The 14237-nt window shown below is 70.3% G+C and carries 14 protein-coding genes; 5 read left to right on the plus strand and 9 right to left on the minus strand.

What is annotated here, in order from left to right; genetic code table 11:
• Positions 1–54 precede the first annotated feature (54 nt).
• The 7 genes from GFH49_RS07125 to GFH49_RS07155 all read right to left on the minus strand — a co-directional run bounded on the left by GFH49_RS07125 (position 55) and on the right by GFH49_RS07155 (position 6523).
• Positions 55–1056 (minus strand): maleylpyruvate isomerase family mycothiol-dependent enzyme, encoded by a 1002-nt coding sequence (locus GFH49_RS07125; RefSeq protein WP_155054916.1) that lies wholly within the window; start codon positions 1054–1056, stop codon positions 55–57.
• Positions 1057–1105: 49 nt separating this feature from the next.
• Positions 1106–1711 (minus strand): RNA polymerase sigma factor, encoded by a 606-nt coding sequence (locus GFH49_RS07130; protein WP_155054917.1) that lies wholly within the window; start codon positions 1709–1711, stop codon positions 1106–1108.
• A gap of 56 nt (positions 1712–1767) precedes the next feature.
• The gene (locus GFH49_RS07135) at positions 1768–2817 is read right to left on the minus strand and encodes an aminotransferase class V-fold PLP-dependent enzyme (RefSeq protein ID WP_155054918.1); all 1050 of its coding nucleotides are present in this window, start codon (positions 2815–2817) and stop codon (positions 1768–1770) included.
• A gap of 106 nt (positions 2818–2923) precedes the next feature.
• Positions 2924–3634 carry a DsbA family oxidoreductase gene (locus GFH49_RS07140; RefSeq protein WP_155054919.1) on the minus strand — a complete coding sequence of 237 codons (711 nt, stop codon included), beginning with the start codon at positions 3632–3634 and terminating at the stop codon, positions 2924–2926.
• 91 nt (positions 3635–3725) lie between these two features.
• On the minus strand, positions 3726–4217 hold the full coding sequence (locus GFH49_RS07145; protein WP_196217884.1) for a GNAT family N-acetyltransferase: 492 nt from the start codon (positions 4215–4217) through the stop codon (positions 3726–3728).
• A 47-nt stretch (positions 4218–4264) separates the two neighbouring features.
• Positions 4265–4873, minus strand: coding sequence for a DUF1349 domain-containing protein (locus tag GFH49_RS07150; protein WP_155054920.1), 609 nt, complete (start codon positions 4871–4873; stop codon positions 4265–4267).
• 120 nt (positions 4874–4993) lie between these two features.
• Entirely contained in the window at positions 4994–6523 is a 1530-nt protein-coding gene (locus GFH49_RS07155) for an aldehyde dehydrogenase (NADP(+)) (RefSeq protein ID WP_155054921.1), read from the minus strand.
• A gap of 133 nt (positions 6524–6656) precedes the next feature.
• Here GFH49_RS07155 and GFH49_RS07160 point away from each other — a divergent pair, with 133 nt between their 5' ends.
• The 3 genes from GFH49_RS07160 (at position 6657) to GFH49_RS07170 (ending at position 9483) form a co-directional block, all read left to right on the plus strand.
• Positions 6657–7430 (plus strand): IclR family transcriptional regulator, encoded by a 774-nt coding sequence (locus GFH49_RS07160; protein ID WP_155054922.1) that lies wholly within the window; start codon positions 6657–6659, stop codon positions 7428–7430.
• A gap of 10 nt (positions 7431–7440) precedes the next feature.
• Positions 7441–7914 carry a GNAT family N-acetyltransferase gene (locus GFH49_RS07165; RefSeq protein WP_155054973.1) on the plus strand — a complete coding sequence of 158 codons (474 nt, stop codon included), beginning with the start codon at positions 7441–7443 and terminating at the stop codon, positions 7912–7914.
• Positions 7915–8028: 114 nt separating this feature from the next.
• Complete coding sequence (locus GFH49_RS07170) at positions 8029–9483, plus strand: peptidoglycan D,D-transpeptidase FtsI family protein (RefSeq protein ID WP_155054923.1); 1455 nt, start codon at positions 8029–8031, stop codon at positions 9481–9483.
• 83 nt (positions 9484–9566) lie between these two features.
• Here GFH49_RS07170 and GFH49_RS07175 read toward each other — a convergent pair whose 3' ends face one another.
• Entirely contained in the window at positions 9567–11015 is a 1449-nt protein-coding gene (locus GFH49_RS07175; RefSeq protein WP_155054924.1) for an NCS2 family permease, read from the minus strand.
• Positions 11016–11261: 246 nt separating this feature from the next.
• Between GFH49_RS07175 and GFH49_RS07180 the strand changes: the two genes are divergently transcribed.
• Both GFH49_RS07180 and GFH49_RS07185 read left to right on the plus strand, forming a co-directional pair.
• Positions 11262–11828, plus strand: a complete 567-nt coding sequence (locus GFH49_RS07180; RefSeq protein ID WP_155054925.1) for a SigE family RNA polymerase sigma factor — start codon at positions 11262–11264, stop codon at positions 11826–11828.
• The gene (locus tag GFH49_RS07185) at positions 11825–12688 is read left to right on the plus strand and encodes a hypothetical protein (protein WP_155054926.1); all 864 of its coding nucleotides are present in this window, start codon (positions 11825–11827) and stop codon (positions 12686–12688) included. Before GFH49_RS07180 ends, GFH49_RS07185 begins: the two co-directional genes overlap by 4 nt.
• Before the next feature lie 245 nt (positions 12689–12933).
• On the opposite strand, the gene GFH49_RS07190 is transcribed toward GFH49_RS07185, so the two are convergent.
• Positions 12934–14088 (minus strand): right-handed parallel beta-helix repeat-containing protein, encoded by a 1155-nt coding sequence (locus GFH49_RS07190; protein ID WP_155054927.1) that lies wholly within the window; start codon positions 14086–14088, stop codon positions 12934–12936.
• Positions 14089–14237 lie beyond the last annotated feature (149 nt).

Raw genomic sequence — 14237 nt, forward strand, 5'->3', positions numbered from 1 at the left:
GCATTGGTGCGCGGGACTTCACTCCGGTGAAGTGACCCTCACAGTCACGACCCCTCACAGCCACGACAGCGACGCGGCCCGCTCCAGTACGTTCCGTACGGCGGCCGCGTCGCCCGTCGTCCGCCTCGGCACCGCCTCCGGGGCGTACCGCCCGCCGACGAGCAGGCAGAAGTCGACGGGATCGAGGATGAGTTCGGCCCGTACGGGCTCGGCATCGGAGCCCAGCACCCACTCCGCGCCCCCGGTGACCGAGAACAGCACCGGGGGCGCGGCGGGTCCGAGGGACAGGCTGAGGACACGGACGGCGAGGCGGACCAGTTGCCCCAAGTGCTCCTGGGGCGGCGGCGGGACCGCCAGGCCGATGGCGCGGCCGATGTCGTCGGTGTGGACCCACGCCTCGAAGGCGCGCACCAGGAAGTGATCGGCGACAGGCAGCCGCATCCCCATCAACGTCACGGCCCGTGCGGCGAGTTCGGCGTCGCGGGCCTCGTCCGTAGCGAGCAGCGCGTCCGCCTGCGCGGCCCAGTCGGCCGCGGTCTCCTGGGGCGTACGGCCGTGCTCGTGGGCGATGACATCGGCGGTACGGCGGTTCCAGGCCTCCTCCCAGGGCGTGCCCTCCTCGATCCGCGAGGGCGGCACGCGTGGCGCGATGCCCAGCCGGCCTGCCAGGTGCTCGTCGGCGGCGAGGAGGTGGGCGACGGTGGCATGGGCGTCCCAGTCGTGCACCACCGGTGTGGACCACCGGCCCTCCAGCTCGGGCAGCAGAGCCTTCAGTCCGGCGACGGCGGCAGCGTAGGGGGCGGCGTGCCCGGCGGCCCGGGCGGCGGCCGGGCGGGTACGCAGGGCGAGGGAGAGCGCACTGTCGGCCGGCTGCGCGGGAGCGTTCAGCGGCGGCCCGTCCAGGAGTCGTACCGCCTCCCGCAGCCGTGCCGCCTGAGCCGCGCAGCCCGCGCACCCGGCCAGGTGCGTCCGGACCGTCTGCTCGTCGGCCGGGTCGAGCGCGCCGAAGCTCCGGGCGACAAGCAGGTCGCGTACCGCCTCGTGATCGTCGGTCATCGCGCGCCTCCTCCCCGTGCCTGCTCGTTTGCGTTTACCTCTCTCGCCATCATGCGCCCCTTTCGAGCGCCGGATCCGGCGGGTCGGCCAAAGTTTCCGCCAAGGTGCGCAGGGCGGTGCGCAGCCGGGTCTTGGCCGTGCCCTCGGGTATCCCCAGCTCCACCGCGGCCTGTCGGTAGGTGCGGCCGGCGAAGTAGGCGAGATGCACGACCTCGCGTTGCTGCTGCGGGAGTTCGGCGAGCGCGGAGTGCAGCAGCAGGGAGCGTTCCCGGTCGACGACCGTCTCATCGGGGCCGGGCCCGGCGTCGGGGATGGCGTGCAGCGCGGAGTCGTCGGCGCGGGCGTCCCTGCGGTGCCGGGCCTCGCTGCGCACCCAGTCCACGGCCCGCCGGTGGGACAGCATGGACAGCCAGGTGCGCAAGGTGCCGCGGCGCGCGTCGAAGGCGTACGGCCTGCTCCACAGCTGGGCGAAGACCTCCTGCGCCACGTCCTCGGCGGCGGCCGGACTGCGGGTGACCCGCAGGGCGACGCGCCGCACCAGCCCGCCGTACGCCGTGTACGCCTCGGCCAGCGCTGACTCGTCCCCGTAGACCAGCCGCCGGTGCAGCTCCGCGTCTGCGGGCAGCTCGACGGACGTATTGCCCGTGGACTTCACGGCACCACCACCCCTGGTGCCTTTCCTAGCGTCCTCGGCGGGCCCGCGCCAGTGGTTCACGAAGACAGGGCGTCCAGCAGGCGGTCCACGTCGGTGGTCGTGTTGTACAGATGGAAGGCCGCGCGGAGGTTGCCCGCGCGGTTGGAGACCTCGATTCCGGCGCTGCCCAGCTCGGGCTGGCGGTGGCCGAGGCCGGGCACGGACACGATCGGTGACCCGGGGGCCGGGACGGGTTCGTGCCCGAGGGTGGCGAGACCGGTGCGGAATCGGTCGGCGAGGGCCAGGTCGTGGGCGCGTACGGCATCCAGGCCGATCTCCTCCAGCAGGGCGAGGGAGTGGCGGGCGCCGGCGTAGGAGAACAGTGCCGGGCTCTCGTCGAACCGCCGTGCGGAGTGGGCGAGTTCCTCGACCGGGCCGTAGCAGCTGTCCCAGGGCTCCTCGCCCGCGATCCAGCCGGCGAAGACCGGGGTGAGCGCGCCGAGGTCCTCCGGGACGACCAGGAAGGAGACGCCGCGCGGGCAGAAGAGCCACTTGAAGGCGACGGTGGAGACGTAGTCGTAGGCGCCCGCGTCGAAGTCCAGCCAGCCGGCGGCCTGGGACGCGTCGATGTACGTACGCGCCCCGTGCTCGTGCGCGGCCGCGCGGATCGCGGGCAGGTCGGCGATCCGGCCGTCGGCCGACTGGGCGGCGCTGACGGCCACCAGCGCCGTACCGGGCCGCACGGAGTCGGCGATCCGCTCCAGCGGCACCGTACGCACCTTGAGGTCGCCGCGGATGTGGAACGGGGTCACGGTGGAGCTGAACTCGGCCTCGGCGGTGAGGACTTCGGCGCCCTCGGGCAGGGAGGCGGCGACCAGGCCCGTGTAGACGGCGACCGAGGCCCCCGCCGCGACCCGGCTGCCCGGTACCCGGGTCAGGCGCGCGAAGGAGGCGCGGGCGGCCTCCACGTCGGCGAACATGTCGGTCGGCCGCCCGGCCGCCGAGGCCTCCACGGCGGTCCGCATGGCGGCCACCGTCCGGGCCGGCATCAGCCCGGTACTCGCGGTGTTGAGGTAGGTGGTCGTCGGGGCGAACTCAGAACGGACCAGGCTCTCGAAGATCTCCATGGGTCCACTCTGGGCCCTGATGAAGTGGTAGTCCATTGTGCGTTTTTCGTGGTTCCCCGAAGGAACGCTTATATATCGCCCCCGGCCTGCGAGTTCAGTGCCGATGTCAGGGCTGGGGCACCGCGCATCCGTCGGGACCGCAGACGTCGCCGTCAGCGACGAGCTTGAGCGACGGCCGCTCGCCCCACGCCTGGGTCAGCGCCTGGGCGAAGACCTCGGCGGGCTGGGCGCCGGAGACGCCGTACGTGCGGTCGAGGACGAAGAAGGGCACGCCGTTCGCACCCAGCTCGGCCGCCTCGCGCTCGTCGGCGCGGACGTCGTCGGCGTAGGCGTCCGGGTCGCTGAGGATCTTGCGGACGTCGCCCGCGTCGAGTCCGGCCTCCACGGCCAGCTCCACCAGCCGTTCGTCGCCCTCGGCGAAGAGGGAGCGCTCCTCGGCGAAGTTCGCCCGGTAGAAGATCTGGATCAGCTCGTCCTGCCGGCCCTGCTCCTTGGCGAAGTGGAGCAGCCGGTGCAGGTCGAAGGTGTTGCCGTGGTCACGGTCGCGGGTGCGGTAGTCGAGTCCCTCGGCGGCGGCCTGCGCACCGAGGTTGTCCTCACCGGCCTGCACCTGGGCCTCGCTCATGCCGTACTTCCTGGTCAGCATCGTGATCACGGGCTGGGTGTCGCCCTTCGCCCGGCCGGGGTCCAGTTCGAAGGACCGGTGCACCACCTCGACCTCGTCCCGGTGCGGGAAGGCCGCGAGCGCCTTCTCGAAACGGGCCTTGCCGACGTAGCACCAGGGGCAGGCGATGTCGCTCCAGATCTCGACGCGCATGTCTCGGCTCTCTCCAGGTCGTACGGGAACGGAGACTGCCTCCGCCGGGGTGCGTGAACGTTCAAGCGGCCGTTTTCATTCCCCGCCGTTTTCATTCCCCGCAGATCATGAGCCGCAGCCGCAGGTGACTGCTCCCGTCGAACGGCTCCGCGACCCAGCCCCGGCGGCCGTAGAAGACCCGGGCCCGCTGGTTGTCGGCATGCACGTCAAGCACCGCGGTGCTCTTGCCGTCGACCCGCCACTGCTCGACGCAGGCCGTGTGCAGGGCCGTACCGACGCCGGTGCCCCAGCGCTCGGGGTCGACATGGAACTGGAACAGCCTGACCGATTCCACGGGGTCGCCCTCGGCGGTGCGGAACGACGCGACACCTGCGATACGGCCGTCCTCGACGGCGCACAGCACATGGGCGTCCGGCCGCACGATCACGCCCCGCCAGGCGGCGGCCCAGTCGGTGCCGTCGTCCGGGACACCGTCCGGGTAGTACGTCGCCCGGGCCCGCGCGTGCAGCGCGGCGACGGTGTCCGCCTCGGTGGGCAGGACGGTACGGATCACTCGGTTTCCGGTCAGCCGCTCCCTGATCATGCCACCGAGGACGCGCTTGCCACCGCCGCGGTTCCGGGACGGCTGACTCAGCTGCCGTCCCTCAGGTCCTTCGGCCAGTCCGGCCTGAACTCGATGTGGTCGAAGGTGACCACACACCCCTCCCCCATCGGCGACTGCGTCATGAAGCCGACCAGGGCGGAGCCCGTCTCCTCCGCGGCGCCCAGCGTGAACAGGCGCACGAAGGTCCAGTGCTCGCCGTCACGGGAGGCGTGGAAGGCGAAGGAACGGCCGGTCCGGCTCAGCCGCAGCCAGACCGAACTGCCCTCCACGGTGAAGGAGTTGGCGTCATCGGAGTGCCCCCGCGTGACCACCGTGCACACAGTGGCCACATCCGGCGAGTACTCCAGACACAGCTTCGCCCAGGCCCGCTCCCCGACATGGACGTACAGCACCCCCGCGTCGAAGGCGGCGGCGAACCCGACGGTGACCCTGGCGATGAGCTGGAAGTCCCCGACGGGCGCACCCAGCAGGCGAGGCGCGTCGGAGGCGGGGTCGAGCGCTTCCCCGGTGGGCGGTACGAACCGATCCTGCCGGGGCCCGGCCCACCCGCTGAGAAACCCGTCCTCGTAGGCCCAGTGCCCGTCGGGTCCGTAGGTACGGAGGGGGAAAGGAAGTTCGGGAAGTTCCACGTCCATTGCCGAAGTCTCTCAGGGTGACCGGACCAACTTTAAGGGGCGCGGGGAACTGCGCGACCAGCCCGACACAACCGGCACTGCGCGGACAACCCGCACCCCTACGGCGAATCCCGCAGAGCGCTACCGCTCCAAGCTGCCGTTGAACCGCCGCGGCAACCCCAGCGGGTTCCCGTCCCGAAGCTCCGCGGGAAGCAGCGCCTCGGGCGCCCCCTGATAGACAACCGGCCGCAACCACCGCTCGATCGCCGTACCGCCCACGGAGGTCGACGTCGACGTGGTCGCCGGGTACGGCCCGCCGTGATGCTGCGCGGGCGCCACCGCAACCCCCGTGGGCCACCCGTTGACCAGGACCCGGCCGGCCAGCGGCGTCAGATCGGCCAGCAGCTCGGGGCCACGCCCCTCCCCCGCCGCCTCCTGAGACGACAGATGAACCGTCGCCGTCAGGTTCCCCGGCAGCCGGGACAGCACGTTCTTCGCCTCGGCCTCGTCCGCATAGCGGGCCACCACCGTGACCGGCCCGAAGCACTCCTCCAGCAGCAGGTCGTACGCCCCCTCGCTGGTCAGCTTCTCAGCAGGCACCGTGAGGAACCCCGCGCTGACGGTGTGCTCACCGCCCGCACCCGGCGTCACCGGCGAGTCGACATCGGGCAGTCCGGCCCGCTCGGCGACCCCGGCGACGAAGTTGTCACGCATCCGGTGGTCGAGCAGCACCCCGGCCTCGGTGTCGCTGACCGCGTCCGTCAGCGACTTGAGCAACTGGTCGCCCGCAGCGCCCTGCGGTGCCAGCACGAGTCCGGGCTTCACACAGAACTGTCCGACGCCCATCGTCATCGAACCGGCCAGCCCGGCGCCGATGGCCTCCGCGCGCTCGGCGGCGGCGGCCTCGGTGATGAGCACGGGGTTCAGCGAACCCAGCTCGCCGTGGAAGGGGATCGGGACGGGCCGTGCGGCTGCCGCGTCGAAGAGGGCCCGCCCGCCTCGTACCGAGCCGGTGAATCCGGCCGCGGCGACCTGCGGGTGCCTGATCAGCTCGATGCCCGCCTCGAAGCCGTGGACGAGGCCGACGACGCCCGCGGGGATGCCGTGCGCCGCGGCGGCGGCCCGCAGCACGGCCGCGACCAGCTCGGACAGGGCCGGGTGGTCGGGGTGGGCCTTGACGACCACCGGGCAGCCCGCGGCCAGCGCGCTGGCGGTGTCTCCGCCGGCGACCGAGAAGGCGAAGGGGAAGTTGGACGCCGAGTAGACGGCGACGACACCGAGGGGCACCTTGTAGCGGCGCAGGTCCGGGATCGGCGGGGTCGCGGTGGCGTCGGGGTGGTTGATGACGACGTCGAGGAAGGCGCCCTCGTCGACGATGCCGGCGAACGCACGCAACTGGTAGCAGGTGCGGGCGAGTTCACCGGTCAGCCGGACCGGGCCGAGCGCGGTCTCGGCGTCGGCGGCCTCGACGAGCTGGTCCTTGGCCGCCTCCAGCCGGTCGGCGGCGGTCCGCAGGAAGGCCGAGCGGACCGTGCGGTCGGCCAGGGCGCCGCGCGCGTCGTGCGCGGCGCGGACGGCGGCGTCCACCTCCTGGGCTGTGGCCTCCACCGCAACCTGTTCCCGCTGCTTCCCGGTTCGGGGGTCGACACTCCAGACTGGTGCTGCTGCCACCGCGGGTCCCTCCACACATGTAATGCCGCAGTACGGGGTCATTCACCAGGCCCGTTCGATATACTGAACGCCGTCTCTGATGATGAATATGCTGTCGGAGACTATTTCCCGTCGAACGAAGGGGTCAAGGGCGATGTCGGCAGGCGAGACGGGGGGCGGAGCGCAGGTCAAGTCCGCGGTGAGGACGGTTGAACTGCTCGAATACTTCGCCGGACGCCCCGGAATGCACTCCCTCGCGGCGGTCCAGGAGGCCGTCGGATACCCCAAGTCCAGCCTCTACATGTTGTTGCGCACGCTGGTCGAGCTGGGCTGGGTGGAGACGGACGCGACAGGCACGCGGTACGGGATCGGCGTACGGGCGCTGCTCGTCGGCACGTCGTACATCGACGGGGACGAGGTGGTCGCGGCGGCCCGGCCGACGCTGGACCGTCTCTCGGACGACACGACGGAGACGATCCACCTGGCCCGTCTGGACGGCACGAACGTCGTCTACCTGGCCACCCGGCAGTCCCAGCACTACCTGCGCCCCTTCACCCGCGTCGGCCGCCGCCTCCCGGCCCACTCGACCTCCCTCGGCAAGGCGCTGCTGAGCACCTTCACGGACGAGCAGGTCCGCAAGATGCTCCCGGAGACGCTGCCCGCCCTCACCGAGAACACGATCACCGACCGCGAGAAGCTCATCGAGGAGCTGCACCAGGTCCGCGAGCAGGGCTTCGCCGTCGACCGCGAGGAGAACACGCTGGGGCTGCGCTGCTTCGGCGTCGCGATCCCGTACCGCACCCCGGCCCGGGACGCGATCAGCTGCTCGGTACCGGTGGCGCGGCTGACGCCCGCCCACGAGCAGATGGTGAAGGACGCGCTGTTCGACGCGCGGGACCGGCTGACGCTGGCCACTCGTAGGCTCTGACGGCATGGACATGGACGTGGAACTCCGCGAGGTGCACGACAGCGACCTGCCGGTCTTCTACCGGCAGCTGAACGACCCGGAGGCCCTGCACATGGCGGCCTTCACCCCGAAGGACCCGGCCGACCGGGACGCCTTCGACGCGCACTGGAAGCGGACACGGTCCTCGCCGGACGTCGTCCTGCGGACGATCCTGGCGGACGGTGACGTGGTCGGGCATTCGGCGGTCTACGGCGAGCCGGGCGAGCGCGAGGTGACGTACTGGGTGGACCGGGCCTACTGGGGGCAGGGCATCGCCACGGCGGCGCTGCGGAGGCTGCTGACCGAGGTGCCCGAACGCCCGCTGTACGCACGGGCGGCGGCGGACAACGAGGGGTCACGGCGGGTGCTGGAGAAGTGCGGCTTCCGGGTGACGGCCGAGGAGCGGGGGTTCGCTCAGGCGCGGGGCGAGGAGATCGACGAGGTCGTGCTGACGCTGGAGGGCTGAGCGTGCCGACACCACGCCAGGCCCGGCTTTATGAACACTCGATTTATGAACACTCGATGAGAAAAGCCTGCGGAGTGGAACGTTCCGCAACCCCTCGATCGTCTTCTTGGCGGGATGAACAAGACGATCAGGCGTGCCTCGGTCTTCGCGCTGCTCCTGGTGCTCGCTCTGCTGGTCAGGGCGACCTGGGTGCAGTTCTACGACGGCCAGGCACTCGCGGACGACAGCAAGAACCGGCGGAATGCGATCGAGACGTACTCGTCGCCGCTCGGGAACATCATCGTGGCCGGTGAGTCGATCACCGGCTCCGCACGGACAGAGGGCAGCGACCTCGCGTACAAGCGCACGTACACCGAGGGCGAGTTGTACGCCGCGGTGACGGGCTACGCCTCGCAGAGTTACGCGCCCACGCAGCTGGAGGGCATCTACCAGGACCTGCTCAACGGCACGGACACCCAGCTGAAGACCATGATGGACACGGTCACCGGCACCCGCGCCGAACCGGGCAACGTGGTCACGACGATCGACCCGGACGTGCAGCGGGCGGCGTACGAGGCGCTCGGCGACAAGAAGGGCGGGGCCGTCGCGATCGATCCGACGACCGGCCAGATCCTCGCGGTCGTGTCGACCCCGTCGTACGACCCGACAGCGCTGACCGACGCGGACACCGCCGGGGATGCCTGGAAGCAGCTCAACGACGACCCCGACAAGCCGCTCACCAACCGTGCGCTGCGCCAGCCGCTGCCGCCGGGCTCCACCTTCAAGCTGGTCGTCGCGGCTGCCGCGCTGGAGGACGGGCTGTACGCGTCGGTCGACGACAGGACGGACAGCCCCGACCCGTACACGCTGCCGGGCTCGACGAGTGCCCTGGACAACGAGAACGCGTCCGCGCCCTGCGAGAACGCCACCATCCGTACCGCGCTGCAGTACTCCTGCAACAACGTCTTCGCGAAGATGGCCGTCGACCTCGGCCAGGACCGGGTGAAGGCGATGGCCGAGAAGTTCGGCTTCAACGACGAGACGCAGGACGTGCCGGTGCGGGCCTATCCGAGCGTCTACCCGTCCGGGATGGACGACGCGCAGACCGGCCTGACGGGCATCGGCCAGTTCGACGTCACGGCCACGCCGTTGCAGATGGCCATGGTGTCCGCCGCCATAGCCAACGGCGGTGAGATGGTCACCCCGCATATGGTCTCCCAGACCACCGACAGTGGCGGCGACGCGCTGGAGAACTACGACGCGGAGACGGACACCACCCGGATCGTCAGCTCCGACACGGCCGAGCAGTTGCAGTCCGCGATGGAGACCGTCGTCTCCGAGGGCACCGGCACGAACGCCCAGATACCGGGCGCGACGGTGGGCGGCAAGACCGGTACGGCCCAGCACGGCGAGAACAACAGCCAGACGCCGTACGCATGGTTCACGTCGTACGCGAAGTCCGACTCGACCGGCAAGGAGGTCGCCGTCGCGGTGATCGTCGAGCAGTCGAACGCGGCACGGTCCGAAGTGAGCGGCAACGGCCTGGCGGCCCCGGTGGCCAAGGCGATGATGGAAGCAGCGACCAAGTGACCGACGTAGGGGCGTGACCGGCCACGGCAGACCCGTGGCCGGTCACGCGCCACTACCTCACTACACGCCGAGAACCTGCCTCACTACACGCCGAGAACCTGCTCGATGGGGTCGATGGCGAAGTACACCAGGAACAACGCCGACGCCCCCCACAGCAGCCAGTGGACGTCCTTCGCCTTCCCCAGCACCGACTTGAGCACCACATACGCCAGGAACCCCGCCCCGATGCCGTTGGTGATCGAGTAGGTGAAGGGCATCACGGCGATGGTGAGAAACGCCGGGATCGCGATCTCGTACTTGTCCCAGTCGATGTGCTTGACCTGGGTCATCATCAGGAAGCCCACGGCGACGAGGGCCGGCGCGGCGGCCTGGAGCGGGACGATGGTCAGCAACGGGGTGAGGAACAGCGCCAGGGCGAAGAGGCCACCCGTCACCAGGTTCGAGAAGCCCGTGCGCGACCCCTCGCCGACGCCGGCCGCCGACTCGATGTACGAGGTCGCGGAGGACGAGGACGCCGCACCGCCCGCGACCGCCGCCGCTCCGTCGATGAGCAGGACCCGGCCGAGGTTCGGCACCTTGCCCTGCTCGTCGAGGAGGCCCGCCTCCGCGCTGACGCCGACGACCGTGCCCATGGTGTCGAAGAAGTCCGACAGGATCAGCGTGAAGATCAGCAGGACGACCGTGATGGCCGTGGTCTCACCGAACGCGCCGAACAGGCTGAAGTGGCCGATGAGTCCGAAGTCGGGGGTGTCGACGATCTCGTCGGGCCACTCGGGCGTGGTCAGCCCCCAGGACGCGACGTCGGCGATCGAGTTGATGATGAGCGCGACGATCGTCATGGCGACGATGCTGATCAGGATCGCGCCCTTCACCTTCCGGGCCAGCAGCGCGATGGTGAGCAGCACCCCGAGGCAGAAGACGAGGATCGGCCAGCCGGTGAGTGTGCCGGTGCCGCCGAGCTGAACCGGCACGGTGGTGCCCGCGGCGTCGGGGATACGGCTGACGAAGCCGGCGTCGACAAAGCCGATGAACGCGATGAACAGGCCGATACCGACGCTGATCGCCTGCTTCAGCGGCTGCGGGATGGCGTGCATCACGGCCTCGCGCAGGCCGGTCACCACCAGCACGCAGATCAGCAGGCCCTCCAGGACGATCAGGCCCATCGCGTCGTCCCAGCTCATCAGCGGGGCGATCTGGAAGGCGACGACGGCGTTGAGGCCGAGGCCGGCGGCGAGGGCGAGCGGAAGGTTGCCGCCGATGCCCATGATGATCGTCATCACCGCGGCCACCAGGGCGGTGGCGGTGGTGAGTTGGACGGGGTCGAGCTGGTCGCCGAACTTGTCCTTGGCGCTGCCGAGGATGATGGGGTTCAGGACAAGGATGTAGGCCATGGTGAAGAACGTGGCGAAGCCGCCGCGTATCTCACGGCCGAAGGTGGAGCCCCGTTCGGAGATCTTGAAGAACCGGTCGACGTTGCTCGCCGCGGACGGCGCGGGACTTGGCCGGTCGGCCACCTTCTGTGGATCGGACATGGGCACGGTCTCCTTGTTGCCTGAATGATCGATGCGGGTGCTGGCTGGATTGTTCCCTCGATGAACCTGTTTCAGGTTTTCTCCGTGTTACGGAATCAGGCCGCTCATGTGCGACCCGCCACACCGCGTTCGAAGTCTCGTACGACTCATATGTTCGATCACTGCTACGCTTCCGGATCTCGACCGGACGATCTCCGGACGATCACACGTCATACACATGCCGCGCAGAGCCAGGAGAGGTCACCCGTGGGCACAGTCGTCGACGACGCCGCCTCCGTGGAGTTCCATGCCTTCTTCGAGCGTCATTACGCCGAACTGTCGCGTCTGGCCCATCTGCTGACCGGTGAGCCGGACGCCGCCGACGATCTGGCGGCGGATGCGCTGCTGGCGCTGTGGCACCGCTGGGACCGGGTGCGCGCCGCCGACCATCCGGTGGCCTACGCCCGCGGGGTCGTCACCAATCTCGCCCGTACCCGGATCCGCAGCGCGGTGCGCGAGCGGCGGCGGATCGCCCTGTTCTGGTCACAGCGCGAGGAGAACACCGAGAACCCGGACATCGCGGGCGTGGTCGATGTCCAGGAGGCGCTGCGCCGGCTCCCGTTCCGCAAACGGGCCTGTGTGGTGCTGCGGCATGCGTTCGACCTCTCGGAGAAGGACACGGCGCTCGCCCTGGGCGTCTCGGTGGGTACGGTGAAGAGCCAGACCTCGAAGGGCATGGCCGAGCTGCAAAGACTGCTCGGCACGCAGGGGGCTCCGCAGAGGGTGCACGTGGCGATGGCACGCACCGGTGACGCCGGAGGGAGGAACCGATGAGCATGCGGCGGGACGTGCACGACGAGTTGCGCGCCCGGCTGCACGAGGCGGCCGGACAGCACGAGCCCGACCGCGCGCGCATCCTGGCCCGCGTCGAGCGCGGCATGACCGAGCAGACCCGGCCCGACCACCGGGCCACCCGCCCGCCGGTGTTCGGCTGGGTGCGGGTCGTCAGCGCCACCGCCGCGGTCGCCAGCGTGCTGGCCATCGGCGGTTACGCGGTCGCGTCCGCCGTGAAGGAGCAGTCCTCCCCGCAGCAGACGGTCGCCGTCTCTCCGACACCCACACCGTCGCCGGACGCGACGAGCCGCGTTCCCCTCCCGCCGGTCGACCCGACGCCCAGCGCGCCGCCGAAGTCCAGGACACCGAGCGCCCCCGCGTCACCGTCCGCATCCGCATCCGCATCCGCGTCCACCCTCGCGCCCGCGAACGGCGAGGAGGACGGCCCGCTCTGGTCGGACGGCTCGGTCGACCCGCACAGCAACGACTTCTGGGCGCAGAGCAATGTGACCTTCAAGGCCGACCGGCAACTCACCGCGCTGACGGTGCGGTTGAAGGTCAAGCAGACCGGTGGGGTGAGTTCCACCGGTGCCTGGCGTTCGCTGCCCGAGCAGGACTTCACCTTCACCGTCGGCGAGCAGGACGGCTTCCTCGTCTACACCTGGGTCCTCAAGGAGGGCCGTACGGTCCCGAAGGGCGAGTGGGTGTTCGCCGGGCAGTACGACCATGAGCGCGGCGGACGCGACGCGGGCGACGACAGCTACGCGGTGACGGGCACCGCGGGGGGCCGACTGCTGTCCGTGGCAGGCGACTTCGCACCGCACGAGGGCGACGAGCCGGCGTCCGAGGGCGATTCGTAGAAAACTTTCGATGACGCGGCAACCCTTTACGCACCCGTGGCGACTGGGTATGTGTCCGGGGGCAACGCATTACCGATTCTGCGCGTCTGACATCACGTACCAGTGTTCTCATGGACCTGCTGATCTGAGCCCCCCTCGGTCAGCAGCGCCGGCCCGAGCCCCCCTCGGCCGGCAACAGGAACGCCCCCGCCGGTGACGACCGGCGGGGGCGTTTCGCGCCCTTCAGGGGCGCTCAGTCCAGGCGCTCAGTTCATGGTCGCCCCGATAGTCGTGGAACCCGTCGTCAGGAAAGTCGTCGCAGGCAGCGAGCCATCCGCCTTACGCGCCCCGTAGGCCGTGGCCGCGTCCGTCGACCTGAAGCCCGGCGTACTCACCCCGCTGTCCCAGTTGTTCGCGGCGTTCACCGTCCTGGTCCCCACCTTCGACAGCCCGCCCTTGTTGCCCACCGCCAGATTCCGCGCGAGCCGCGCCTTGCCGGTGGCGAAGTAGAACCCGGCCCGGGCGTTGGCGTTGGCGGTGTTGCGGTTCAGCGTGATCGCACCGGTGTTGGAGTTCTCGGTGAACCCGTGCAGCGTGTTGTCCCAGGCCGCGTTGTTGTTGACGGCATGCGCGACCACGGCACCGCCGCCGCCCAGCTTGAACCCGTTGCCGTTGCCCTCGAACGCCGAGTCGCCCCACCGGTTCTTGCCGTTGCCGAAGGCCCAGGTGTGCTCGATGGTGACCGGCGAGGAGAACTGCCACAGGTCGAGGCCGTCATCGGAGTTGTTGTAGAGGCGGGCGCCCGTGATCTTGTTGCCCGTGCCCGAGCCGAACTTCACCGCGATGCCGTCGGCGTTCTGGCCGTGCCCGGCGGGGTCGTAGTTGCCGTGACTGTCCAGGTTCTGCACGAGGTTGCCGGTCGTGCCGTCACCGCGCAGGGTGAACCCGGAGTCGCCGTTGTCCGCGGTGACCAGGTTCTTGAAGACGCCGCCCACGGACGACGTGACGACGAGACCCTGCGCCGGGGAGTTCTGGAAGGTGAGGTTCTGCACGGTCCAGTGGTCGCCGTAGATCCCGGCCAGCCAGGAGCCGTCGGGCAGCCTGGAGCCGTCGATCTTCACCTTCTCGCTGCCGTACGCCCGCAGCGTGATGCGGTCGGAACCGGTGCCGTTGGCCGTGGACTTGAGGGTGGCCGTCGGATAGTACGTGCCGGCGCGCACCTCGATGACGGTGCCGGCGGCGGCGCGGGCCACGGCCGACTCCAACTGGGCGGTGGTGGACACGGTGACGGTCGTCGTGGCCGCCTGGGCGCCGCCGTCCGACAGTCCGAGGTAGACGCCGCCGGCGCCGGCGGAGACGGCCACCGCCGCCGCGATCGAGAGGGTGCGCGTCCTGCGGTGGCGTCCGGTGCTGTGCCGCACTGGGCGTTCCTTTCCTAGGGGGTGGGGGACGCGATGCAGTCGCCGCCGCGGCCGGAGCAGGTTGCCGGGTCCCGGCCGAAAGCGACCGAAACTTTCGGCGCCCGCCATCTCACGCCTACCGATTGACGTGTTGTTTCCCACTGGTAAAA

The organism is Streptomyces blattellae (assembly GCF_009709555.1).
GTDB classification, from domain to species: Bacteria; Actinomycetota; Actinomycetes; order Streptomycetales; family Streptomycetaceae; genus Streptomyces; species Streptomyces blattellae.